At 69.6% G+C, this 24,707-nt stretch carries 20 protein-coding genes; 12 read left to right on the top strand and 8 right to left on the bottom strand.

Annotated features, from left to right (window positions below; all coding sequences use genetic code 11):
- The first annotated feature begins 7 nt into the window (after positions 1-7).
- Entirely contained in the window at positions 8-1,009 is a 1,002-nt protein-coding gene (locus LV780_RS01160) for a glutathione S-transferase family protein (RefSeq protein ID WP_108220040.1), read from the top strand.
- Here the strand turns inward: LV780_RS01160 and LV780_RS01165 are convergent.
- The 4 genes from LV780_RS01165 to LV780_RS01180 form a co-directional block, all read right to left on the bottom strand.
- Entirely contained in the window at positions 979-2,433 is a 1,455-nt protein-coding gene (locus LV780_RS01165; RefSeq protein ID WP_108220041.1) for a sigma-54-dependent transcriptional regulator, read from the bottom strand. The genes LV780_RS01160 and LV780_RS01165 overlap by 31 nt on opposite strands.
- Positions 2,430-2,999: a hypothetical protein gene (locus LV780_RS01170; protein WP_233863863.1), complete on the bottom strand. Its 570-nt coding sequence runs from the start codon at positions 2,997-2,999 to the stop codon at positions 2,430-2,432. Before LV780_RS01170 ends, LV780_RS01165 begins: the two co-directional genes overlap by 4 nt.
- 125 nt (positions 3,000-3,124) lie before the next feature.
- Positions 3,125-5,017 carry a propionyl-CoA synthetase gene (locus tag LV780_RS01175; protein WP_108220043.1) on the bottom strand — a complete coding sequence of 631 codons (1,893 nt, stop codon included), beginning with the start codon at positions 5,015-5,017 and terminating at the stop codon, positions 3,125-3,127.
- A gap of 161 nt (positions 5,018-5,178) precedes the next feature.
- Positions 5,179-7,458 carry an NADP-dependent malic enzyme gene (locus LV780_RS01180; protein WP_108220044.1) on the bottom strand — a complete coding sequence of 760 codons (2,280 nt, stop codon included), beginning with the start codon at positions 7,456-7,458 and terminating at the stop codon, positions 5,179-5,181.
- Positions 7,459-7,623: 165 nt separating this feature from the next.
- Between LV780_RS01180 and LV780_RS01185 the strand changes: the two genes are divergently transcribed.
- The 6 genes from LV780_RS01185 to LV780_RS01210 all read left to right on the top strand — a co-directional run bounded on the left by LV780_RS01185 (position 7,624) and on the right by LV780_RS01210 (position 13,124).
- Positions 7,624-8,016, top strand: a complete 393-nt coding sequence (locus tag LV780_RS01185; RefSeq protein WP_011907340.1) for a cytidine deaminase — start codon at positions 7,624-7,626, stop codon at positions 8,014-8,016.
- Position 8,017: 1 nt separating this feature from the next.
- The gene (locus LV780_RS01190) at positions 8,018-9,325 is read left to right on the top strand and encodes a thymidine phosphorylase (RefSeq protein WP_011907341.1); all 1,308 of its coding nucleotides are present in this window, start codon (positions 8,018-8,020) and stop codon (positions 9,323-9,325) included.
- Positions 9,325-10,521 (top strand): phosphopentomutase, encoded by a 1,197-nt coding sequence (locus LV780_RS01195; protein ID WP_108220045.1) that lies wholly within the window; start codon positions 9,325-9,327, stop codon positions 10,519-10,521. The genes LV780_RS01190 and LV780_RS01195 overlap by 1 nt, the downstream gene beginning before the upstream one ends.
- Positions 10,518-11,501: an adenosine deaminase gene (locus tag LV780_RS01200; RefSeq protein WP_108220046.1), complete on the top strand. Its 984-nt coding sequence runs from the start codon at positions 10,518-10,520 to the stop codon at positions 11,499-11,501. Before LV780_RS01195 ends, LV780_RS01200 begins: the two co-directional genes overlap by 4 nt.
- Positions 11,494-12,126, top strand: a complete 633-nt coding sequence (gene upp, locus LV780_RS01205) for a uracil phosphoribosyltransferase (RefSeq protein ID WP_011907344.1) — start codon at positions 11,494-11,496, stop codon at positions 12,124-12,126. The genes LV780_RS01200 and upp overlap by 8 nt, the downstream gene beginning before the upstream one ends.
- A 65-nt stretch (positions 12,127-12,191) precedes the next feature.
- Positions 12,192-13,124, top strand: a complete 933-nt coding sequence (locus LV780_RS01210) for an SPOR domain-containing protein (protein ID WP_108220047.1) — start codon at positions 12,192-12,194, stop codon at positions 13,122-13,124.
- A gap of 121 nt (positions 13,125-13,245) precedes the next feature.
- Here the strand turns inward: LV780_RS01210 and LV780_RS01215 are convergent, their stop codons facing one another.
- Together LV780_RS01215 and LV780_RS01220 are read right to left on the bottom strand one after the other, a co-directional pair.
- Positions 13,246-14,265, bottom strand: coding sequence for a hypothetical protein (locus LV780_RS01215; RefSeq protein WP_011907346.1), 1,020 nt, complete (start codon positions 14,263-14,265; stop codon positions 13,246-13,248).
- Between the two features lie 83 nt (positions 14,266-14,348).
- A complete protein-coding gene (locus LV780_RS01220; RefSeq protein ID WP_101340074.1) occupies positions 14,349-15,995 on the bottom strand; it encodes an acyl--CoA ligase family protein in 1,647 nt (548 codons plus the stop codon).
- 99 nt (positions 15,996-16,094) lie between these two features.
- Here LV780_RS01220 and LV780_RS01225 point away from each other — a divergent pair, with 99 nt between their 5' ends.
- On the top strand, positions 16,095-17,027 hold the full coding sequence (locus LV780_RS01225; RefSeq protein ID WP_108220048.1) for a DMT family transporter: 933 nt from the start codon (positions 16,095-16,097) through the stop codon (positions 17,025-17,027).
- 17 nt (positions 17,028-17,044) lie between these two features.
- On the opposite strand, the gene LV780_RS01230 is transcribed toward LV780_RS01225, so the two are convergent.
- Positions 17,045-17,674, bottom strand: coding sequence for a class I SAM-dependent DNA methyltransferase (locus LV780_RS01230; RefSeq protein WP_011907349.1), 630 nt, complete (start codon positions 17,672-17,674; stop codon positions 17,045-17,047).
- A gap of 109 nt (positions 17,675-17,783) precedes the next feature.
- Positions 17,784-18,686 (bottom strand): GntR family transcriptional regulator, encoded by a 903-nt coding sequence (locus LV780_RS01235; protein ID WP_011907350.1) that lies wholly within the window; start codon positions 18,684-18,686, stop codon positions 17,784-17,786.
- Between the two features lie 121 nt (positions 18,687-18,807).
- On the opposite strand from LV780_RS01235, the gene LV780_RS01240 reads away from it, so the two are divergent.
- From LV780_RS01240 to LV780_RS01255, 4 genes are all read left to right on the top strand, one after another.
- Positions 18,808-19,800 (top strand): zinc-binding alcohol dehydrogenase family protein, encoded by a 993-nt coding sequence (locus LV780_RS01240; RefSeq protein WP_101340071.1) that lies wholly within the window; start codon positions 18,808-18,810, stop codon positions 19,798-19,800.
- Between the two features lie 90 nt (positions 19,801-19,890).
- Positions 19,891-21,393, top strand: coding sequence for a UxaA family hydrolase (locus LV780_RS01245; RefSeq protein ID WP_108220049.1), 1,503 nt, complete (start codon positions 19,891-19,893; stop codon positions 21,391-21,393).
- A 75-nt stretch (positions 21,394-21,468) separates the two neighbouring features.
- The gene (locus tag LV780_RS01250; protein WP_108220050.1) at positions 21,469-23,262 is read left to right on the top strand and encodes an ATP-binding protein; all 1,794 of its coding nucleotides are present in this window, start codon (positions 21,469-21,471) and stop codon (positions 23,260-23,262) included.
- The gene (locus LV780_RS01255; RefSeq protein WP_108220051.1) at positions 23,259-24,578 is read left to right on the top strand and encodes a sigma-54-dependent transcriptional regulator; all 1,320 of its coding nucleotides are present in this window, start codon (positions 23,259-23,261) and stop codon (positions 24,576-24,578) included. Before LV780_RS01250 ends, LV780_RS01255 begins: the two co-directional genes overlap by 4 nt.
- The last annotated feature ends 129 nt before the right edge of the window (positions 24,579-24,707 follow it).

Consider the following 24,707-nt stretch of genomic DNA (forward strand, 5'->3'; position numbering starts at 1 on the left):
GGATCTCATGGGTGAACTGATCGAGGGTGTCTGGCACCCGAACTGGTACGACACCAGCTCGAGCGGCGGGCGGTTCGTGCGCAGCCGGGCGCAATTTCGGAACTGGATCACGGCGGACGGCGAGGCCGGCCCTTCCGGAGAGGCCGGATTTGCCGCCCAGCCGGGTCGCTACCATCTCTATGTCTCGCACGCCTGCCCCTGGGCGCATCGCACGATGATCTTTCGCAGCCTCAAGGGGCTTGAGCCGCTGATCGAGGTGTCGGTCGTGCATCCGCACATGCTGGAGGATGGCTGGACCTTCGACGCCTCCTTTGCCGGTGCGACGGGGGATCGGCTTCATGGCCAGGCGTTCCTGCGCGACGTCTATCTGAGGGCCGATCCGGGCCTGTCGGCGCGCGTCACGGTGCCCGTGCTGTGGGATCGCGAGCGTGAGACGATCGTGAACAACGAATCGGCCGAGATCATCCGCATGTTCAATTCGGCCTTCGACCATCTGACCGGCAATGACGCGGACTTCCTGCCGGCCGAGCATCTGCACGAGATCGACCGGCTCAACGAGCGCATCTACGCGACCGTCAACAACGGCGTCTATCGCGCGGGGTTCGCGACCTCGCAGGAGGCTTACGACGAGGCTGCCACCGCCCTGTTCCAGACGCTGGACTGGCTCGAGGATCGGCTGGCGGGCCGGCGCTATCTGGTGGGCGACCGCATCACCGAAGCCGACTGGCGGCTTTTCACCACGCTGGTGCGGTTCGACAAGGTCTATCACACCCACTTCAAGTGCAACCGCCGCCAGATCGTCCAGTATCCGAACCTGTGGGCGTGGCTGCGCGAGCTGTGGCAATGGCCGGGAGTGGCTCAGACGGTGCATTTCGATCACATTCTGCAGCATTACTACTACAGTCACGATCACATAAACCCGCACCGAATCGTGCCGTTGACGCCCGAACCGGCGTTCGATGCGCCACACGGGCGGGATCAGCTCTTCCAGGCGTCGCGCTTGCGGTAGAGCGTCGAGGGCGACACGTCGAGAACCCGAGCCGCCTTGGGAACCGAGCCTCCGTGCCGCGCGATGGTGGCTTCGATCACGATCTGCTCGATCTCGGCGAGCGTCCGTCCGATCAGGCTGTCGGCCGTCAGCTCATCGGTCGGCGCTGCGGGGGTGGGCGGCTCTTCTTGCGGCAGTTCGAGATGGTCCGTGAAGGCGTCGGGCAGCATCCGCATCGTCACGAGGCCGCCGTCATTGAGCACGACGATGTTGCGGATCACGTTCAGCACCTGCCGCACGTTGCCCGGCCACGGGTGGCGCCGGAACAGCGCCGTCACCTCGGCGTCGAGGCCGAAGAACTCGCGGCCCTCTTCGGCGGCGAAGCGGGCAAGGGCGGCCTCGGCGATCTCGATCACATCGTTGCCGCGCTCGCGCAGCGGGGGCATGTGGATCGGAACGACGAACAGCCGGTAATACAGATCCTCCCGGAACTGGCCGCGACGCACCGCATCGAGCGGATCGCGGTTGGTGGCGCAGACGATGCGCACATTGACCTTGCGCGGCCGGGTGGCGCCGACCGGCTGGACCATCGAGGTCTGCAGGAACCGCAGGAGCTTGGTCTGCAGCGCGGGCGCCATCTCGCAGATTTCGTCGAGAAAGAGCGTCCCGCCGTCGGCCGCCGCCGCGGCGCCGGGCTTGTCCGCGATCGCGCCGGTGAAGCTGCCCTTCACATGGCCGAAGACCTCGGATTCGAGCAGGTCCTGCGGGATCGCGCCGCAGTTGAGGGCGATGAACGGACCCGAGGCGCGGGGCGAGGTGTCGTGCACGGCGAGGGCGCAGAGTTCCTTGCCCGTGCCACTCTCGCCGGTGATGAAGACGGTCGCCATCGACCGCGCCGCAGACCGGATCTTGGCATGGATCCGGGCCATCGTTTCGGAGGAGCCGAGGAAGGCGCTCGTCGGCGGCGGAGGCGCGTTCGGCTCGGGCAGGGGGCGGCGCAGCTGGCGGGTTTCGCGCGCGATGGAGGCATTCTCGACCGCGCCGAGAAACCGCTGCTCGTCAAAGGGCTTGACCAGAAACTCGTGCGCGCCGGCCCGCATGGCCTCGACCGCCTTGTTGATCGAGCCGTTCGCGGTGATCACGATCACGTTCGTCTCGGGGCGCAGCCGGAGCATGTCCTGCATGAGGTCCAGCCCGTCGCGGTCCGGCAGCATCAGGTCGAGCAGGACCACATTGGGCAGCACCTCGCCGAAGCGGGTCAGGCCCTCGGCCGCCGTCCCGGCCACGGCGACCCGGTGCCCGGCCGAGGCGAGGACCGAGCGATAGACCATCTGCAGGGACGGCGTGTCCTCGATCAGCAGGATCGGCCGGGGGCGCCCCGCTTCGGCGGGCGCCCCTCCGCGGGCGCGGCTGTCCGTGCCGACCGGACGGGCAGCGGGGCTCATGAACCATCCCGCTGTCTGGCCACGAAGGCGAGGAGACCGTCGAGACGCATCAACAGCTCGGTCTTGAGGCCGACGGCCTGGGTCCGGTCGCGCAGATGGGCCGCCGCGTTCAGCTCTTCCGACAGGCGCTGCAGATCCGCCGCGCCGACCGTGCCTGCAAGGCTCACGAGCACATGGGTCTGGGCGCGGATCTCCATCCAGTCGGCCGCGGCCATCGCCTCGTCGAGCCGCTCGCGCGTGCTCTTGAGGTCGAGGTGGAGGCGGTGGACCAGCTCGTCCGCCGTGTCGGGGCCCGCGATCTCGAGCAGACGGCGGAACCGGACCTCATCCACCGCCTCGGAGGAGCGGGCCTCGGATGCGGGTTCATCCACCCGGATCTGCGCACGCAGCCGCGAGAGCGTCTGTCGCAACGCCGCCGTCGGCCCCGGTCCGATGAGCTGTTCCAGTTCGGCAAGCCGCTCCATCGCCTCCGCGAGGGTGGCCACGACATCCGCTGCGGGACGTCCGCGAGTCGCCGCGTCGTCCGAGCCGGCGGTGAGAGCATCCTGAGGGGCCGTCATTGGCATGGGTCTTTTCGGGGCAGCATGTGGCCCGCAGGTTACCTGCTGGGGTGCCAAAGTCCAGTGGGCCCTTCAGCCTTCGGTTGTGCTGACTTGCGCCGCAGCATGGGCTGCGGCGCAAGTCCGGCGGCTCAGGCGCGCGGATAGCCGACGGTCCGCAGGGCCTCGCGGATCTCGTCCAGGATCATCGGATCGTCGATCGTGGCGGGCATCTTGAACTCCTGCCCGTCGGCGATCTTGACCATGGTGCCGCGCAGGATCTTGCCCGAGCGCGTCTTGGGCAGCCGGTCCACCACACAGGCGCGCTTGAAGTCGGCAACCGGGCCGATCTGCTCGCGCACGAGCTTGATGCATTCCTTGACCACATCCTCCGGCGAGCGGTTCGAGCCCTTGTTCAGGCAGAGGAACCCGAGCGGCGCCTGGCCCTTCAGCTCGTCCGAGACGCCGATGACGGCGCATTCCGCCACATCGTTGTGCGAGGAAAGCACCTCTTCCATCGCGCCGGTCGAGAGGCGGTGGCCTGCGACGTTGATCACGTCGTCGGTGCGGGCCATGATATAGACGTAGCCGTCCTCGTCGAGGTAGCCTGCGTCGCCGGTCTCATAGTAGCCGGGGAAGTGGGTAAGGTAGCTTTTGACAAAGCGATCCTGCGCGTTCCACAGGCCCGGCAGAGTGCCGGGGGGCAGCGGAAGCTTGATCGCGATGGCGCCGAGCTGGCCGGGCGGAAGCTGGTGGCCGCCCTCGTCCAGCACGCGAACGTCATAACCCGGCATCGGCACCGACGGGCTGCCGACCTTGACCGGCAGCGGCTGGATCCCCATCGGGTTCGCCGCGATCGCCCAGCCGCTTTCGGTCTGCCACCAGTGGTCGATCACCGGCACGCCCACGTTCTTCTGCGCCCAGACGATCGTGTCGGGGTCCGCGCGCTCGCCCGCAAGGAAGAGCACCTTGAGGTTGCGCAGGTTGTAATCCTTGATCAGTTCGCCCTGCGGATCCTCGCGCTTGATGGCGCGCAGCGCGGTGGGGGCGGTGAAGAAGGTCTTGACCTTGTGGTTCTGCATCACCCGCCAGAAGGCGCCCGCGTCGGGGGTGCCGACGGGCTTGCCCTCATAGACGATGGTGGTGGCGCCCGCGATCAGCGGCCCGTAGCAGATGTAGCTGTGGCCCACGACCCAGCCCACGTCCGAGGCCGCCCAGAAGACGTCGCCCGCGTCGATGTCGTAGATCGCCTTCATCGTCCAGTTCAGCGCGACGAGGTGGCCGCCGGTCGCCCGCACCACGCCCTTCGGCTGGCCGGTCGTGCCCGAGGTATAAAGGATGTAGGCCGGGTGGTTGCCCTCGACCGGCACGCATTCTGCGGGCTCCACCCCATACTGGAACGTATGCCAGGCGACGTCGCGGCCGTCGATCAGCTTGGCCACTTCCTGTTCGCGCTGGAAGATCACGCAGAAGTCGGGCTTGTGGGTAGCCTCCTCGATCGCCTGGTCGAGGAGCGGCTTGTAATGGACCACGCGGCTCGGTTCGAGACCGCAGGAGGCCGCGATGATGGCCTTGGGCTTGCAGTCGTCGATGCGGACGGCCAGCTCGTGCGCGGCAAAGCCGCCGAACACCACCGAATGGATCGCGCCAAGGCGGGCGCAGGCCAGCATCGCCTCCAGCGCCTCGGGGATCATCGGCATGTAGATGATGACGCGATCACCCTTCTCGACCCCCTTGGCGCGCAGCGCACCGGCCAGCGAGGCCACGCGCTGCTGCAGCTCGGCATAGGTGATGCCCTTCGAGGAATGGGTGATCGGGCTTTCGTGCATGATCGCGATCTGCTTGCCGCGACCGGCCTCGACATGGCGATCGACCGCGTTCCAGCAGGTGTTGACCATGCCGTCGGAAAACCACTCGTAGAAGGGCTCTTTCTCGTCGAACAGCGCCTTCGAGGGCGGGCTCATCCAGTCGATCTGTTCGGCCGCCTTCATCCAGAAGCCGTTGGGATCTTCGAGAGACCACTTGTAGAGACTTGCGTATGCCATCGTATACCCTCCCCTCGGCGCGCATGTTCTGTTATGTCGGGTTGCGCTCCGACGCAAGATTGTTTCAAGGATGTTTCGAGAGGGGTCCCGCGGCCTTTGGTCACGTTTTGCGCTACCATCGGCCGCAGGACGCTGGCACATCTTGTCGGGGTGAGAAAAAATCAGCCGTAGTGCGTGACCGGAGTTCCCGCGAGAGCCGACATGTTCAGCAATCCGCGCGCCGTGATCGAAGCGGTCACGATATGGGCCAGGTTGCCCATGCCCATCAGGATCGGGCCGACCTCGAGTCCGTTCGCTTTCACCTTGAGAATGTTGCGCACGCCGGACGCGGCGTCGGAATTGCCGAAGACGAGCACGTTTGCCGGTCCTTCGAAGCGTCCTCCGGGGAAGATCCGGTCACGGATGCCCTGATCCAGCGCGGCGTCGATGTGCATCTCGCCCTCATAGGCGAAGTCCGGCCGGCGCTGGTCGAGAATCTCCAGCGCGGAGCGCATGCGGCGGCCGGTCGAGCAGTCGAGGTTGCCGAACTGCGACGAAGAGCAGAGCGCGACCTTGGGCGCGAGGCCGAAGCGGCGGACATGGCGTGCGGCGCCCAGCACCGTCTCGGCGATCTCGTCCGGCGTGGGCTCGTGGTGGACATGCGTGTCGGCGATGAACAGCGGCCCGTCCTCGAGGATCATCAGCGACAGGGCCCCGATCGGCCGGCGGCCATGGTGGGCGAGGATCTGGGTGACATAGTTCAGGTGCCACAGATATTGCCCGTAGGTGCCGCAGATCAGGCTGTCGGCCTCGCCCCGCTGGACCATGATGGCGCCGATGGCGGTGGTGTTCGTGCGCATGACGGCGCGGGCGGTGTCGGGGGTCACGCCCTTGCGCGCCATCAGCGCGTGGTAGCTCTCCCAGTAGTCGCGGTAACGCGGGTCGTTCTCGGGGTTCACGAGGTCGAAGTCGCGGCCCGGCCGGATCGGCAGGCCGGCGCGTTCGCAGCGCATCTCGACCACGTCGGGGCGGCCGATCAGGACGGGCTTGTGGACGGTCTCTTCCAGCACCGCGTTCGCGGCGCGCAGCACGCGCTCGTCCTCGCCCTCGGCAAAGACGATGCGGCGCGATTCGGCGGCCGAGGCCTCGAAGACCGGGCGCATGATCAGCGCCGAGCGGAAGACCGAGCCGTCGAGCTTGCGTCGGTAGGCCGCGAGGTCCGCGATCGGGCGGCTGGCGACGCCGCTTTCCATGGCGGCGCGCGCGACGGCGAGGGCCACGACCCCGATCAGCCGCGGATCGAACGGCTTCGGAATCAGGTAGTCGGCGCCGAAGCTCATGGGCTCGCCCTTGTAGGCGGCGGCGGCCTCGGCGCTGGTGGTGGCGCGCGCGAGGCTCGCGATCCCCTCGATGCAGGCCAGCTGCATCTCGTCGTTGATCGTGGTGGCCCCCACGTCGAGCGCGCCGCGGAAGATGAAGGGGAAGCAGAGGACGTTGTTGACCTGGTTGGGATAGTCCGAGCGGCCCGTGGCGATGATCGCGTTCGGGCGAACCGAGCGCACCTCGTCGGGCAGGATCTCGGGCGTCGGGTTCGCCAGCGCAAAGACGATCGGCCGCTCGGCCATCCGCTCGACCATCGCCGGCGTCAGAACGCCCGGTCCGGACAGGCCGAGGAAGAGGTCGGCGCCCTCGATCACCTCGGCCAGCGTGCGCAGATCGCTGTCCTGCGCATATTCGGCCTTTTGCGGCGTCATCTCGGCCTCGCGGCCCTTCCAGACGAGGCCCGCGATGTCGCAGAGCCAGACGTTCTCGCGTTTCACCCCCAGCTTCAGCAGCATGTTGAGGCAGGCGATGCCGGCCGCGCCGCCGCCGGTCGAGACCACCTTGATGTCCTCGAACCGCTTGCCCGCCACATGCAGCGCGTTGGTTGCGGCCGCACCCACCACGATGGCCGTGCCGTGCTGGTCGTCGTGGAAGACGGGAATGTTCATCCGCTCGCGGCAGATCTTTTCCACCACGAAACAGTCGGGCGCCTTGATGTCTTCAAGGTTGATGGCGCCGAAGGTGGGCTCGAGCGCGCAGACGATCTCGGCCAGCTTCACCGGGTCGGGCTCGGCCAGTTCGATGTCGAAACAGTCGATGCCGGCGAATTTCTTGAACAGGACGGCCTTGCCCTCCATCACGGGCTTGGCGGCCAGCGCCCCGATGTTGCCCAGCCCGAGGACGGCGGTGCCGTTCGTCACCACCCCCACCATGTTCCCGCGCGCGGTGTAGCGGCTGGCCGTGGACGGGTCGGCCTTGATCTCGAGGCAGGCCTCGGCCACGCCCGGCGAGTAGGCGCGGGCAAGGTCGCGGCCGTTGGCCAGCGGCTTCGTCGCCCGGATCTCGAGTTTTCCCGGTTGCGGGAACTCGTGGTAATCCAGCGCCGCATGGCGCGCGTTGTCCTGCCGAGCCTCGTCCATTCCTCGCCTCCCTTGCCGATGGTTCAGCACTAAACCATCTGCCGCGTCGCGCAACCGCGAAGCGGCCTGCTGGGAGCCGGTCCTCCTCCGCCGAACGGCCAAGGCCTCCGCTTGCATCCGGGTCGCCCACGCCCCAAAGTCGGCGCAACTGAAATGGAGGACCTCATGTCCCTGCTCGAAGCCGCCACGGCGGTCCGCGAGAACGCCTATGCCCCCTATTCCCGCTTCAAGGTCGGGGCGGCGCTGCGCACGGCCTCGGGCACCGTCCATGCGGGCTGCAATGTCGAGAATGTGGCCTACCCCGAGGGCACCTGCGCCGAGGCCGGCGCCATCGCCGCCATGGTGGCCGCGGGCGAGACGCGGATCGCCGAGATGGTCGTGATCGCCGACAGCCCTGACCCTGTGCCCCCCTGCGGCGGCTGCCGCCAGAAGATCGCCGAATTCGCCGCGCCCGAGGTGCCTGTCACGCTCTGCACCACCGACGGCCAGAGCCTGCGGACCACGGTCGCCGATCTGCTGCCCGGAGTGTTCCGCGCCGCGCATATGGATCGGGCCTGACGTGGACGCGCGTTCGATCAACGCCAGGCTGCGCCGCGGCGAGGTGCCCTCGGCGGCCGAACTCGGCTGGTTCGCGCAGGGGCTTGCCTCGGGCCATGTCACCGACGCGCAGGCCGGCGCCTTCGCCATGGCGGTCTGCCTGCAGGGCCTGGGCGAGGAGGGGCGCGTGGCGCTCACCCGCGCCATGCGCGACTCGGGCCGGGTGCTCGAATGGGACCTGCCGGGGCCGGTGCTCGACAAGCACTCGACGGGCGGGATCGGCGACTGCACCTCTCTGCTGCTGGCGCCCGCGCTCGCCGCCTGCGGGGCCTATGTGCCGATGATCTCGGGCCGCGGGCTCGGCCACACCGGCGGCACGCTGGACAAGCTCGAGTCGATCCCGGGCTTTCGGGTCGCTCTTGGGGAGGACCGCCTGCGCGGGCAGATCGAGGATGTGCGCTGCGCCATCGTCGCCGCCGACGAGAGCATGGCCCCGGCGGACCGGCGGCTCTACCTGATCCGCGACGTGACCGGCACGGTCGAGTCGATCGACCTCATCACGGCGTCCATCCTGTCCAAGAAGCTCGCGGCCGGGCTCGAGGGGCTGGTGCTCGATGTGAAGGTGGGGTCGGGTGCCTTCATGAAGTCGATGGACGAGGCGGAGGCGCTGGCGCGTGCCCTGGTGGGCACGGCGCAGGGGGCGGGCTGCATGACCTCGGCGCTCATCACCGACATGAGCCAGCCGCTCGCCACCGCGGCGGGCAACGCGCTCGAAGTGATCGAGGTGATGGAGACCCTGACCGGAACCTCGATCAACGCGGCCCTCTGGGATGTGACGGTGGCGCTGGGCGGCGAGGCGCTGGCGCTGGGCGGGCTGGCGGCCGACGCCGAGGATGGCGCGCACCGGATCGAGCAGGCGCTGGAAAGCGGCCACGCCGCCGAATATTTCGCCCGCATGGTGGCGGCGCAGGGCGGGCCCGTCGATTTCGTCGAGCGATGGCCCGACCGGCTGCCCTCGGCCCCGGTAATGCGCGAGGTGCCCAGCCTGCGCACGGGTTTCGTGCTGCGGATCGACACGGCGGCGCTGGGCCAGGCGGTCGTGCGGCTCGGCGGGGGCAGGCTGCGAGAAACCGATCGGGTGAATCCCTCGGTGGGTCTCGCCGACATTGCGGGGATCGGCGAGGAAGTGTCCGAGGACCTGCCGCTCGCGATGGTCCATGCCGCCACCGAAGCGGATGCCGAGGCGGCGATCTCGGCGATTCAGGCGGCCTATGTGATCTCGGATCAGGAGCCGGCCGAACCGCCGCTCATTCATGCGAGGATCGCCTGATGCCGCGCGCCTTTCTCATCGTGATGGATTCGGTGGGATGCGGCGGCGCACCCGACGCTGCGGCCTTTGGCGATGAGGGCGCCAACACGCTCGGCCACATTGCCGAGGCCTGCGCCGCGGGCCGTGCCGATACCGGACGCAGCGGCCCGCTGCGGCTGCCCGTGCTCGACGCGCTGGGCCTCGGCCGGGCGGTGGAGCTGGCGTCGGGGCTCCTGCCGCCCGGTCTCGGAGCCGAGCCCGCAGGCCGCTGGGGCGCCGCGACCGAGGTCTCGAAAGGCAAGGACACGCCCTCGGGGCATTGGGAGCTGGCCGGCGTGCCGGTGCCCTGGGACTGGCACTATTTCCCCGACTCCTGCCCCTCCTTTCCCGAAGACCTCACCGCCGAGATCTGCCGGCGCGCGGGCGCCGACGGCATTCTCGGCAACCGGCACGCCTCGGGCACGGCCATCATCGACGCGCTGGGAGAGGAGCACCTGCGCACCGGCTGGCCGATCTGCTACACCTCGGCCGACAGCGTGCTCCAGATCGCGGCGCACGAAGAGAGATTCGGCCTCGACCGGCTGCTGGCGCTGTGCGAGGGGCTGGCGCCCACTGTCCATGGGATGCGCGTGGGCCGGGTGATCGCGCGCCCCTTCGTCGGGCAGCCGGGGGCCTTCACCCGCACGCCGGACCGGCGGGATTATGCCATCGCGCCTCCGGCGCCGACGATTCTCGATGTGGCGGCGGCGGCTGGGCGGGCGACCCATGCGGTCGGCAAGATCGGCGACATCTTCTCGCACCGCGGGATCGGACGGCTCCACAAGGGGCGCGACGATGCCGCCCTCTTCGACCGGCTGGACGCTCTGGCCGAGACGGCCGAGGAAGGCGCGCTCATCTTCGCCAACTTCGTGGAGTTCGACACGCTCTATGGCCACCGGCGCGACGTGGCGGGCTACGCACGGGCGCTCGAATGGTTCGACGGGCGGGCAGGGGGCTTCCTCGCCCGGCTGCGTCCCGGCGACATGGCCATCTTCACCGCCGATCACGGCAACGACCCCACCTTTCGCGGCACCGAACACACGCGCGAGCGGGTGCCGGTGCTGATCGCGGGCACGGGCGCGGGGCCACTCGGCCTTTGCGCCTACGCGGATGTGGCGGCCACGGTGGCGGCCCATCTGGGCCTGCCCAATCCGGGACCGGGGAGGGCGCTGCCGTGAGCCTGCCGAAGATCGAGCTTCACCTCCACCTCGAAGGGGCCGCGCCACCCGCGTTCATCCGGGGCCTTGCGCGCGAGAAGAACATCGACATCTCGGGCATCTTCGCGCCCGACGGCAGCTACGCCTACACCGATTTCTGGCATTTCCTGAAGGTCTATGAAGCGGCGACCTCCGTCCTCACCAGCCCCGACGACTACCGCCGCCTGACGCTTGCCGTGCTGGAGGAAAGCGCGGCCTCCGGCGTGGTCTATTCCGAAACCTTCCTCTCGCCCGATTTCTGCGGCGGCCGCGATCTGGGGGCGTGGCGCGAATATCTCCACGCCATCGAGGAGGCCGCCGCCGAGGCGGAGCGGACGATGGGCGTCACCCTGCGCGCCATCGTCACGCCGATCCGCCATTTCGGCCCCGACAAGGCGAAGGAGAGCGCGCTCTGCGCCGCCGAGACCGCGGGGCGCTTCGTCGTGGGCTTCGGCCTGGCCGGAGACGAGAAGACGGGCCGGCCCAAGGATTTCGCCTGGTCCTTCGACATGGCGCGCGAGGCCGGGCTGCGGCTGACCTGCCATGCCGGCGAATGGGACGGACCCGACAGCATCCGCGCCGCACTCGGCGACCTGCGCGTCGAGCGGATCGGCCACGGGGTGCGCGCGATCGAGGATCTGGCGCTGGTGGACGAGCTGGCCGAAAAGGGCATCGTCCTTGAATGCTGCCCCGGCTCGAACATCGCGCTCGGCCTCTATCCCGGCTGGCGCAAGCATCCGATCGGCGAACTCTTCCACCGCGGCGTCAAGGTCACCGTCTCGACCGACGATCCGCCCTTCTTCCACACCACGATGACGCGCGAATACGACCGGCTGGCCGAAGCCTTCGACTGGGACGAGGGCGTGTTCCGCACCCTCGCGCGCACGGCCCTTGACGCGGCCTTCTGCGACCCCGATACCCGCGCCCGCATCGCCAAGCTACTGGAGCCCGACCATGCTTGACCATCTGACCGTCGTCACCCACCCGCTCGTGCAGCACAAGCTGACGATCATGCGCAACAAGGAGACCTCGACGGCCGGGTTCCGGCGCCTTCTGCGCGAGATCAGCCTGCTTCTGGCCTACGAGGTAACGCGCGAGCTGGACATGACCACGACCACGATCCAGACGCCGCTCTGCGAGATGGAGGCGCCGATCCTCGACGGCAAGAAGCTGGCGCTGATCTCGATCCTGCGGGCGGGCAACGGGCTTCTGGATGGCATCCTCGAACTGGTTCCGGCGGCGCGGGTGGGCTTCATCGGCCTCTACCGCGACCCCGAGACGCTGAAGCCCGTGCAATATTACGCCAAGGTCCCCGAGGCGCTCGAGGATCGTCTGGTGATCGCCGTCGATCCGATGCTGGCCACCGGCAACTCCTCGGTCGCGGCCATCGACCTGCTGAAGGAAAAGGGCGCGAAGAACATCCGCTTCCTCTGCCTGCTGGCCGCGCCCGAGGGCATCGAGCGCATGAAGGAGGCCCATCCCGACGTGCCGATCGTGACAGCAGCTGTGGACGAAAAGCTCAACGACCATGGATATATTGTCCCCGGTCTAGGGGATGCGGGAGACCGGATGTTCGGCACCAAATAAGGTAAAGCGCCTTTACAGAAGGCCCGGCCCGAGGCAAGATCGCCCGAGGTTCGATGGGAGTTTCCATGCTGTCCAAGGCTGTCTCCGCCGCGGTCTGTGCTCTGGCTACAGGGACGGGTCTGGCCCTTGCGCAGGGTGCTCCGGCCGAGCTGCCGCCGGACAGCTTCCGTGCGCCGCAATATGTGGACAGCCAGGGCTGCGTCTTCCTGCGCGCGGGCCTCGGCGGGGCGGTGACATGGGTTCCGCGCGTGACGCCGGACCGCAAGCCGCTGTGTGGCTATCCCCCCTCGCTCGCCGTGACCGACCCCGGACCTGCCGTTGCCGAGGCTCTGCCCCTGCCGCCGGAGGGCGAAGCGGCGGCGCCGCAGGGTGACAGTCCTGCGGATGGGGCGCCAACGGCCGGTTCCGCGACGCAGGCTGCGGCCGATGCCGCGCGGGCGACGGTCGCGGCTGCCGTGGCCGACCCCGCTCCGCGCCGCACGGCCGTGCGCAGGCACAAGCCGCAGCCCGTGACCATCCAGCCTGCCGATGCCACCGAGGCGCTGGCCCTGCGGCGGCTGACGCTCGGCCCGGGCGAGATCCGGGCCGCCGCCGACCTGCCGACGGGTGTGTCCTGTCCGGCCTCGGCGCCGCGCCCGCGCCGCTTCGCAACCTCGGACGGAGGCTCGACGCTTCTGTGCACGCGCCCCGGCGGAGGATTGCAGGGCGCGCGCGTCCCCCGACTGCCGGCGCCCGAGATGGCGCTGCTCTCGCGCGCCCCTGACGTCCGACAGGCCAGTCAGGCGGCCGGGCATTATGTGCAGGTGGGCGCCTACGCCCGGCGGGGCAACGCCATCGGCACCCGGCAACGCCTCACCGCTCTGGGCCTGCCGGTCGCGGTGGCCGAAGGCGGCGCCCTCGAGATCATCCTCGCCGGGCCGTTCGAGGACCGCACCGCGACCCGCGGCGCGTTGCGCGATCTGCGCCGGGCCGGATTTCACGACGCGTTCATCCGCTAGATACAGGGCAATCGGAAACCCGGGCAGCCATAAACCTCGCGCCCCTCGCTTGTGCGGTGGGGCGCGTCTTTTCCTGCCGGCACCGCCTTTGCAATTCGCGCTTCGCGAATGACCGCGTGGGTCAGTCCGCGCAGATCCCCTGCAGGCTGACCCAGTCCTCGTCGGTCAGCACGGGCCGGACAGAGTCCCTTCGGAGGTCGTCCGCCTCGATGAGGTCCAGCACGGACTCGCCTGTCGGATCAAGCTCGAAGGCGTAGGGCGTCGCGGCCACCGCCGTCTCCTCGAACCGCGCGATCAGGGTCTGTTCGGAGAGCGGCGCGGCCGCCCGTTGCAGGAGTTCCGCCGAATACCCCTGAACGGCATCCGAGGGCAGGGTGCCCGTCGTCAGCAGGCGGAAGGTGGCGGTGAGACCCGCATGTTCGAGCACGGGGATCAGCGGATCCTGCTGGCGCGCGTGCAGTTGCAGCGCGAGGGCGTGACCGGCCAGAACCTCGGGCTCTTCCGCCGTCTCGACCATCGTGCGGCCAAAAAGGATCTGACGGTTCGGCAGATAGACCGGCGTCCGCACCCCGTCGCGCACCACGAGGATCCGCATCCGCTCTTCGCCGAAGAGCCGCCGCGCCAGCCGGTCCGCCGCCCGCCGGCCCAGCGGCTCGGCGCAGGGCTTGCCGGTCAGGCGGATCATGTCGGCCAGCACAAGGCGGCCGATTTCGGCCCGCGTGGCCGGCGGCACGACGGCCACCGTATGATCCACCAGCGCGCCCGGCAGCCAGAAGATGCCCAAGGTCAGGATGAGGGCGCTTGCGCCGGCGAGGATCGTGGTGCGCAGCCGCCCCGGATGCGGCCGCGTCGAGACCAGCGCCTCGTGCACGGTGTCGAGGGCCGCGATCATGTCGCCGTCCTCGATCTCGAGCGTCTCGTCGGAATCGGCGCCCGGCGCGTAGAGGGCGGGCCGCTCGCCGGGGTTCAACCGCTCGACCGCGGGCAGCGACCAGTGCGACAGCGCCTGCTCGGTCCGCGGATCGGACATGATCAGCGACGCCTCGCCGAAGTTGACGACCACCTCGCGCCGTTGCTCGCCCGGCGCGCTGCGCCAGAGGCCCGTGCATTCGAGTTTCTGGTATTTCTTCAGCGCCGTCATGCGCGCGGTCGGCCCCGGCCCTGAGTTCCTGCCGCGCGACGATAGCCTGCCTCACCGGCAGCCACAATCACCGCCACCCACAATCAACGGGCCTCTTCCGTCTCCACGGCCAGCTTGGCAACCGCACGCAGCTCGAACTTCTGGATCTTGCCGGTCGAGGTCTTGGGCAGCTCGCAGAAGATCACCTGCTTGGGGGTCTTGAAACCGGCGAGGCGTTCGCGCGCGAAGGCGATGATCTCGTCCTCGGTGGCCTCGCGGCCGCGCTTCAGCTCGACGAAGGCGCAGGGCACCTCGCCCCACCGCTCGTCGGGCTTGGCCACCACGGCGCAGAGGCTGACGGCCGGGTGATGGGCGATCACCCCCTCGACCTCGACGGAACTCACGTTCTCGCCGCCCGAGATGATGATGTCCTTGGCGCGGTCGGTGATCTTGATGTAGCCGTCCTCGTGCTGGAAGGCGATGTCACCCGAGCGGAACCAGCCGTCCCGGAAGGCTTCGGCCGTCGCTTCGGGGTTCCTGTAATAGCCCTTCATCACCATGTTGCCGCGCATCGCGATCTCGCCCAGATGCACGGTGTCGCGCGGGATCGGCTGGCCGTGGGTGTCGTGCACTTCGGCCCCTTCCAGCGTCGCCATGGCCACGCCCGTCCGCGCCTTCAGCGCGGCGCGCTCGTCGCCCGTTGTTCCCTCCCATTCGGGCTTCCAGATGCACTCCGTCGCGGGTCCATAGACTTCGGTCAGGCCATAGACCTGGGTCACGTTGAAGCCCAGCGGCTCGATCGCGGCCAGCGTGGCCGCCGGCGGAGGTGCACCGGCGGTGAAAACCTCGACCACATGATCGAAGTGGCGCCGATCCTCGGGGGCCGCGTTGATCAGTGTGTTCAGCACGATCGGCGCGCCCCCGAAATGGGTCACGCGCTCGTCGGCGATGGCCGCATAGATCGCCTTCGCGGTGATGTCGCGGCAGCAGACGACCGTGCCGCCCAGCATGGGCACCATCCAGGTGTGGCACCAGCCGTTGCAATGAAAGAGCGGCACGATGGTCAGATAGACCGGGAAAAGCTGCATCCGCCAGGCGATCGCATTGCCGCAGGTCGCGAGATAGGCGCCGCGGTGGTGATAGACCACGCCCTTGGGCCGCCCCGTCGTGCCCGATGTATAGTTGAGGGCTAGGCTCTCCCATTCGTCCTCGGGCATCACCCACGCGGCCCAGGGATTGCCGCGGGCCATCAGCTCTTCATATTCCAGAAAGTCGCCGCTGGGCGTGAAGCCGGACTCGCGGTCGCAGACCTCGACGATGACGGGCGCCCTGGCCCCGAGCCTTGCTGCGGCCTCGGAGGCAAGCTTGAGGAAGGCCGTGTCGCACAGGACGAGCTTGGCGCCGCCATGCTCGAGGATGTAGCTGACCGTATCGAGGTCGAGGCGGGTGTTGATCGCGTTCAGGATCGCGCCGCAGGCGGGCACGCCGAAATGCGCCTCGGCATGGGCCGCGATGTTGGGAAGGATCGTCGCCACCACATCGCCCGGCTGGATGCCCATGCCCGCGAGGGCCGAGGCGAGGCGGCTGACGCGGGCGTGATACTCGCCGTAGGTGAGGCGGATCGAGCCGTGCACCAGCGCGGTGCGCTCGGCATGCACGTCAGCGGCGCGCCTGAGGTGCGACAGCGGCGTGAGCGGCGCATGGTTCGCCGCGCATTTTTCCAGTCCGCGCTCGTCGGCAAGCCAACCCATTGCAACGCCTCCCCTCGTTGTGCCGGATATGTCGTTTTCCGGCGCGCAGAATGGCGCGGGATCGGCATTTAGGGAAGGGCCGAACGAGGAGGAGAGCCGATGATTTCCCAGGACCGGACGCTGGCTGCCGCCGGCTTCATCGCGCTCTATGCCGTGGTGATCGGATTCACGGACAATTATGTGCGTGTCATCGCCGCCGAGGCGGGGCTGTGGCAGTTCCATCTGACGCGCTCGGCCCTGGCGCTGACGATCCTGGCGGTGGCGGCGCGGGTCCTGCGGCTGCGCCTGCGGCCGGTGAACTGGCGGGCGGTGACGGCCCGCTCGTCGATCCACGGCGCGGCGATGCTGATCTACTTCGGCGCGCTGGCCTTTCTGCCCGTGGCACAGGTGGCCGCCGGGCTTTTCACAGCGCCGATCTTCGTGCTCGTCATTTCGCGCTTCGTGTATGGCGAGCGGATCGGGCCGCTGCGGGTGCTGGCGGTGCTGGTGGGTTTCGCTGGCGTGCTGCTCGTGCTGGGGCCCGAGGCGATGGCGGGGGCGAGCCTGGCGGCGGCGCTGCCGGTTGCGGCGGGCCTGCTCTACGGCATGGGCAACATCGCCACCCGCGCCTGGTGCGCGCAGGAGAGCGCGGGCACGCTGCTGGCCGGCTTCTTCGCGGCGCTGGGCGGGATGGGTGCGCTGGGGCTGATCCTGCTCGGCCTCTTTCCGCTGGCCGTGCCGGAAGGGGCGGATGGCTTCGTGATGCGCGGGCTCGTCCTGCCGTCGCAGGGCTTCTGGTTCTGGACCTTCGTCCAGGCGGCGGGCTCGCTCTTTGCCGTCGGCATGATGATCCGGGCCTATCAGGTGGCGACGGCCAGCCGGGTGTCGGTGTTCGAATACATCATCCTGCCCGCCTCCGCCTTCTGGGGCTGGCTGCTCTGGTCCGAGATGCTCTCGCCGATGGCCGTGGTGGGCATGGCGCTGATCGCGCTGGCCGGGGCCACGATCGCGCTCGGCGCACGCACATCCGCGCCCCCGGTCGCGACCACGTAGGCGCAGGCAACGTCCGGTCAGGGGGTGACGCGCAGGGCCACGGCCCGGCTTGGCGTGGTTCCGGGCTCGCCGGGCATCGAGACGTAGGAATCGGTCATTTCGGCAAGGCTGACGCGGCCGGAGGCCACCGCCGCCTCGAGGCTGACGGCAAAGCCGCCCTGCCAGAGCGATTCCTTCACGGTCAGCACGATCACCCCGCCGGAGCGGCAGATCCGCAGAAGCTCGGGCAGCGCCTCGGCGCCGACATGGCCGGTGGTAAAGACCCCGGTCGAGATGATCCCCGCAAAGCTGCCGTCCCGGAACGGCAGCGCCGCCCCGAGCGGCAGGTTGTGGAAGCGTGAGTAGATCCCCTTGGAGCGGGCCACCTCGAGCATCCCGGCCGAGATGTCGAGCGCCTCCACCTCGGGATAGCCCACGATCCCCAGCCATTCCCCCAGGAGGCCGGTTCCCGCGCCGGCGTCGAGCACGGGCCGCGCACCCCGCGGCAGGTGACGGGCCAGAAGCGCCACGCCCACGGCCGGATGGCGGTAGCCCGCACGGGCCATCTCGCTCTCGTAGGTCTCGGCCCAGCGGTCATAGAGCGCCGCCACCTCCTGCGGTCCGGCCGCGCCATAGACCGCCCCCAGATGCCCGTGATGCTGTGCCATTCCTTGCCCTCGCGCTGCCAGCCCCGCGCGGGATCATAGCGGCGGGCGGAAGGTTGCGGAACGCTGACGAATGTCGGCGGCCTGCGACCTTGCATCCGGTCTCGGGATCTCAGGCCTCGGCCCAGGTGACCGAATCCATCAGGGTGCGGTAGGCGGTGGCGAGATGGGCCTCCAGCGCGGCGCGGGCGGCCCCGGCATCGCCCTCCAGCACGGCGGCCATGATCTCGAGATGCTCGGCCAGCGCGGCGCGGTTGCGGCGCAGCTCGTCGCGCTTGTTCCAGCGGTAGTGGAAATGGACGATGATCGAGATCGTCCGGCTGAAGTCGAGGATGAAGCGGTTGCGCGCCGCGCGGCAGAGCAGCCGGTGAAAGCGCGCATCCAGCGCGGGAAAGGCCGCCAGCCCCGCCTCGGGTCCGGCGGCCATGGTCTCGTGCTCGGCGCGCAGCGCTTCAAGCTCGGCGCGCAGCATGCCGCCCCGCGCGACCTCGGCCAGAAGGCCCGACAGCGCGTGGCACTCGAACATCTTGCGGACGGCGAACATCTCCTCGGCAAAGTCCCGGGTAAAGCCCTTGAGCACCCAGTGCCGGTTCGGCTGCTTTTCGATCAGGCCGAACGGTTCGAACCGGATCAGGAACTCGCGCACCGTCGCCAGCGATACGCCGAACCGCCGGGCGAGGTCGGATTCGTGCAGCAGCATTCCGGGCGGCAGGTCGCCCTGCAGCACCCAGGTGAGGAAGGGCTCCTCGACCAGTTCCTGCCGCGGGCGCGTCTCGCCCTCGTCGAAACGGTCGGCGGGGCAGGGCGGGCGGAGCAGCACCTTGCGCCGCCCCTCCCACGACAGGAGGCCCGCCTCGGCCAGATGCGCCAGAACGGCCCGGATCGTCGTCCGGCTGGCCTGAAGCTCGGTCGCAAGCTCGCCCTCCGAGCCCAGCTCGGCCCCCGGCGGCAACCCCGCAAGCCGGTCGAGCAGCCGATTCACCAGCATCTTGAACAGGTTCCTGTCGCGCGCCATGCAACTCCCCTTGCCATCGGCTGTCCGCAGAAATTGATTTGACGCGAACGGTTCTTATTAAATAAAAAACGACGATGCCGGGCAAGACGCTCCGACACAGCCCTCCATGCGAAAGTGACCCATGAGCCTGATGAAAGCCCTCGTCTGCGTCGAACCCGGCCGGTTCGAGCAGCAGGACCGCCCCCGCCCTGAAGCCAAGCCGGGTCATGTCCGGGTGCGCATCCTGCAGGTGGGGATCTGCGGCACCGACTATCACATCTATGCCGGTCATCAGCCGTTCCTGGCCTATCCGCGCATCATGGGCCACGAACTGTCCGGCCGGGCGATGGAGCCTTCGGCCGACGGACGCATCGCCGAGGGCGATCTGGTGGTGATCAACCCCTATCTCACCTGTGGCACCTGCCGGGCCTGCCGGGCCGGCAAGCCCAACTGCTGCGAGAACATCGCCGTGCTTGGCGTTCATACCGACGGCGGCATGTGCGAGGAAATCGTGGTGCCCGAGGGCAACGTCTATTCGGCCGAGGGCCTGACCGAGCAATCGGCCGCCATGGTGGAGTTCCTGGCCATCGGTGCGCATGGGGTGCGGCGGGGCGGCGTGCGGGCGGGGATGTCGGCGCTGGTGGTGGGGGCGGGGCCGATCGGGATCGGGGCTGCGCTCTTCGCATCGATCGAGGGGGCCGAGGTGACGCTGCGCGACACGTCGGCCTCGCGGCTGGCGCTGGCGCGGAAGGTTCTGCCGGAGGCCCGGTTCGAGCTGGTCGGGGTCGAGTACCCCGCCGCCTACGATGTGGTGTTCGATGCGACGGGCAACATCCGGGCCATGAACGCGGGCCTGCACCATGTGGCGCATGGCGGATCCTATGTGCTGCTCTCGGTGGTGAAGGGCGACCTCTGCTTTGCCGATCCCGAGTTCCACAAGCGTGAGACCGCCCTCTTTGCCAGCCGGAACGCGCTGAAGGAGGATTTCGAGCATGTGATCGCCTGCATCCGCGACGGGCGTGTGCCGGTCGAGGCGCTGGCGACGCACGCGACCGGCTTCGAGGATGCCGTCACCAACCTGCCCCTCTGGGCCGAGGACCGGGGCACCCTGATCAAGGCCATCATCCGCGTCTGAGATCCGTCCCGCGGCGGCGCTGATCCTGCGCCCGCCGCGGGGCCCGTACCCGTCCGTCAGCCCGAACGCCATCCTGAAGAGAGCCCGCGAATGACCGCAAGCCGCCCCGCCTTCCTGCATCTGAGCCCCGCCGACACGGTGGGTATCGCGCTGCGCGCCCTGCCCTCGGGCGAGGAGGCGCTGGGGGTGACGCTGCGGGCCGATGTGCCGCTCGGCCACAAGTTCGCGGTGGTGGCGATGCCCGCGGGCACGGCGGTGGTGAAATACGGGCAGGTGATGGGCGTGGCCACGGCGGACATCGCACCGGGCGATCATGTCCACAGCCACAACTGCGCCATGTCCGACAGCCACTCGGACCGGGCCGACGCGAAGGGCAGGCTCCATGCCGCGCCCGGGCGGCAGACCTTCCAGGGCTACCTGCGCCCCGACGGGCGGGTGGGGACGCGCAACTACATCGGGATCATGGCCTCGGTGAACTGCTCCTCGACCGTCTGCAACGCCATCGCCGAGGCCGCGAACCGGACGCTGCTGCCGCGCTTTCCGGGCATCGACGGCTTTGCGCCCATTGTGCACGATCAGGGCTGCGGCATGGCCAGCGCGGGCGAGGGCTTCGACGCACTCGTGCGCGTGCTCAAGGGCTACCGCGACCATCCGAACTTCGGCGGCGTGCTGATCGTGGGGCTGGGCTGCGAGGTCAACCAGCTCACGCTCTACAAGCGCACCGACTGGACCGAGGAGCGCATCGGCATCTTCAACATCCAGGACGTGGGCGGCTCGGCCTCGGCCGTGCGCCGCGCGCTGGAACTGCTCGAGCCGATCTGCGCGGCGGCCGATCAGGACCGGCGCAGCGAACAGCCGGTCTCGAAGCTGGTGCTGGGGATGCAGTGCGGCGGCTCGGACGGCTTCTCGGGCATTACCGCGAACCCCGCGCTCGGCGTGGCCTCGGACATGCTGGTGGCGGCGGGGGGCACCTCGATCCTCTCGGAAACGCCCGAGATCTATGGCGCCGAGCATCTGCTGATCGCGCGCGCCGACGCCGAAACGGGCCGCCGGATCGAAGGCATGATCGACTGGTGGCGCGACTATGCCGCGAGGAACGGCGCCTCGCTCGACAACAACCCCTCGCCGGGGAACAAGCGGGGCGGGCTGACCACGATCCTCGAGAAGAGCCTCGGCGCGGTGGCCAAGGGCGGGCTCTCGCCGCTTGCGGGCGCCTTCGCCTATGCCGAGCCGATCCGCATTCCGGGCCTCGTCTACATGGACAGCCCCGGCTACGATCCGGTGGCGGCGACGGGGCAGGTGGCCTCGGGGGCGAACCTCATCGCCTTCACCACGGGGCGCGGCTCCTGCTTTGGCGCCAAGCCCGCACCCTCGATCAAGCTCGCCTCGAACAGCGACCTCGCCCGCCGGATGCCCGAGGACATGGACATCGACTGCGGCGTGGTCGTCGAAGAGGGGGTGAGCCTCGAGGAGATGGGCCGGCGGATCTACGACCTGCTGCTCGACACGGCCTCGGGCAAGAGGTCGAAGTCCGAGGAGTTCGGCTACGGCGACAACGAGTTCGTGCCGTGGAAGATCGGCGCCACGCTCTGACCCGCGGGCCGGAGGGGCGCAAGCCGCTTGCCCCTCCGGCCCCGTCCGCCGCAGGATGCGGACAGGAGGATCGCCGTGCCCCGTTCCGTGCCCAGTCCCTTCCGCCGCAGCCCCGGCAGCCTTGCGGCCGGAGCCCTGCTGCTGGCCGCCACGCTGGCCCTGTCGATCGCAACCTTTCTGGGGATCCGCTACGCGGGTCTTGCCGCCCTCGATGCCGATCTTCAGGACCGGCTGACGGTCGCCCGCCATGCGGTCGTGACCGAGGTCGAGCGGTTCCGCTACCTTCCGGGCGTGGTGGGGCAGGACGCGCGGGTGCTGGCGCTGCTGGCCGGCACGGCGTCTGCGGATGAGGCCAATCTCTACCTGCGCCGGGTGCGCGAACTGTCCGGGGTGGACGAGCTTTATGTCATCAACCCTTCGGGCACTACGGTGGCCGCGAGCAACTGGAACGAGCCCGGCAGCTTTCTCGGCCAGAACTACGGCTTCCGCCCCTATTTCCGCCGCGCGCTGGATGAGGGCGAGGCGCGCTATTACGCGGTGGGTGTGACCACCGGCAAGCCGGGTTACTTCCTGGCCTCGCGCCTCGGAACGGCCAAGCGGCCGCTGGGCGTGGCCGTGGCCAAGGTGGATCTGGCCGGTCTGCAGGCCACCTGGGTGCGGGCGGGCGAGGCGGTGGCGCTGGCCGATCCGCTGGGGGTGGTGTTCTTGGCGGGGCCGCAGGGCTGGCTCTACCGCCCGCTCACCCCGCTGGACGCGGACAGCCTTGATCTGCTGCGCGCCGAGCGGCGCTACTCCGGGCTTGCGGTGGATGAGGCCGCGCCGCTGGGCCCGGCGATGGCCACGGATGCGGGCGGCGCGCTGCGCATGGCCGATGCGACGATCGCTCCCGACGACTGGCGGCTTCTCGTCGGCCTGCCGGTTGCGCCCGCCATCGCCACCGCCCGCCTTTCGGCGCTGATCGTGGCGCTGGCGGGGCTTCTCGCCTCGGCGGGCCTTCTCGTGCTGCACGAGCGCCGCCAGCTTCTGCGCGAGCGGCTGAACCAGCATGCGCTGCTTGAACGCGCCGTGGCCGAGCGGACCGAGGCGCTGGCCCACGAGATCGAGGAGCGCCGCCGGGCCGAGCGCGAGCTGCGCGAGACGCACGAACATCTCGTCCATGCGGCGAAGCTCGCGGTGCTGGGGCGGATGTCCTCGACCATCGTGCATGAGGTGAGCCAGCCGCTCTCGGCGCTCGACACGACGCTGGCGGCGGCCGAACTGCATCTGGACCGCGAGGATGCGGCGCGGGCGCTGCGATCGGTGCGGTCGGGGCGCGACCTGCTGGTGCGGATGCAGAAGATGGTGAAGGCGCTGAAGAGCTTCGGATCGCGCCAGCGGCTCGAGCCTCCCTCGGCGGTGGACATGGGCGGCGTGCTGGCCGCGGCGGCCGAGGTGCTGGCCCCGCGCCTGCGCGAGCTGGGCGTGACGCTCGACCTGCCGCCCGTGCAGGAGTGGCCGCCCGTGCGCGGCCATGCCGTCCGGCTCGAGCAGGTGGCGACGAACCTGATCCTGAACGCGGCCGAGGCGACGGCGGCGGGCGGGCGGCGCGATCCGGTCGAGGTGCGGCTCGAGCGCGCGGGCGGGGGCCTGCGCCTGACGATCGCCGACCGCGGCCCCGGCATTCCCGAGGCGATGCGCGAGAAGATCCTCGAACCCTTCTTCACCACCCGCACCAGCGGGCTCGGCCTCGGTCTCTCGATCGTGCGGACCATGCTCGACCAGATGGCGGGGCACCTGAGCTTTGCCGAGCGGCCGGCTGGCGGAACGCTGACGCGGGTCGATCTCGCGCTTTACGAGCCGGGCCGCGAGGCGTTACGCAGACGCGCATGACCCGCGGCTCCATCGCCTTCATCGACGACGAACCCCAGCTCTGCGCGGCGGCGGCGGACTGGCTCGAGGCGTCCGGCTTCGAGGTCGAGACCTTCACCGACGCGGCGCTGGCGCTGGCCCGGATCGATCCTTCGCGCTGCGACTGCGTGGTGACGGATCTCCGGATGCCCGGCCTCGACGGGCAGGAGGTGCTGGCGCGGCTGCGCGTGGCCGATCCCGACCTGCCGGTGATCCTGCTCTCGGGGCACGGCGACGTGCCGGTGGCCGTCGAGGCGATGCGGATGGGCGCGCACGACTTTCTGGAAAAGCCCTATGGTGCCGAGCATCTGGTCGAGGTTCTCGACCGGGCGGTGGAGTTGCGCCGGGTGCGGCGCGAGGCGCGAACGGCTCGCTGGTCGGACCTGGCCTCGGCCCGCCTCGAGGGGCGGCTCATCGGCGCCTCGCCGGCCATCGCGGCGCTGCGCCAGATGGTGCAGGACCTGTCGGACGTGGCGGTGGACCTGCTGATCCGCGGCGAGACCGGATCGGGCAAGGAAGAGCTGGCGCGCGCCTTTCACGACTTCTCGCGCCGCGCGCGCCGGCCCTTCGTGGCGATCCAATGCGCGGGCCTGCCCGAGGCGCAGTTCGAGGCCGAGCTGTTCGGCCACGAGCGCGGCTATCTGGCCGGGACCGCCGCCGCGCGGATCGGCAAGCTCGAACATGCGAGCGGCGGGACGGTCTTCTTCAACGAGATCGAGACCATGCCGCTCTCGCTCCAGTCGCGTCTCCTCCGGGCGATGCAGGAACGGGGGGTGGAGCGGCTGGGCTCGAACGCGCTGCGCCCGGTCGATCTGCGCATCATGGCGGCGACGCGGGTGGACCTGCCGGCCGAGGTGGCGGCCGGGCGCTTCCGGGCGGATCTCTACTACCGCCTCTCGCCGGTGACGCTGGATCTGCCGCCGCTGCGTGAGCGGGCCGAGGACATCCCGCTCCTCTTCATGCGCTTTGCCGAGGAGGCCGCGACCCGCTTCGGCCGCCCGGTCCCCGCCCTGCGGGAGGCCGACCTGCGGGCGTTGCGTGGCCACCGCTGGCCGGGCAACGTGGGCGAGCTGAAGGCCGCGGCCGAGCGCGCCGTGCTGGGCCTGCGCGCGGGCCCGCAGGCGGCCGAGGCCGAGCCCCTGCCGCTGCCCGACCGCATCGCCCGGATCGAGGCCGGCCTCATCGCCGAGGCGCTGGAGGATTGCGGCGGCTCGTCCGCTCTGGCCGCCGAACGGCTGGGAATCCCCCGGCGGACGCTGAACGAGAAGATCGCCCGCTACGGCCTGCGGGAGGGTTGATCGGGCGGAGAATTGCCCGGTTCGAAGCGGCATCTGGCGGATGATCGCCAGAGCGCCCGCGCATTGGCCGACGTGGCGTCGCCTAAATATCAGAAAGTTCGGCATGATTTTCTCAGTGGTGCCGTCCGG

The organism is Cereibacter azotoformans (genome assembly GCF_021391315.1).
Classification (GTDB): Bacteria; Pseudomonadota; Alphaproteobacteria; order Rhodobacterales; family Rhodobacteraceae; genus Cereibacter_A; species Cereibacter_A azotoformans.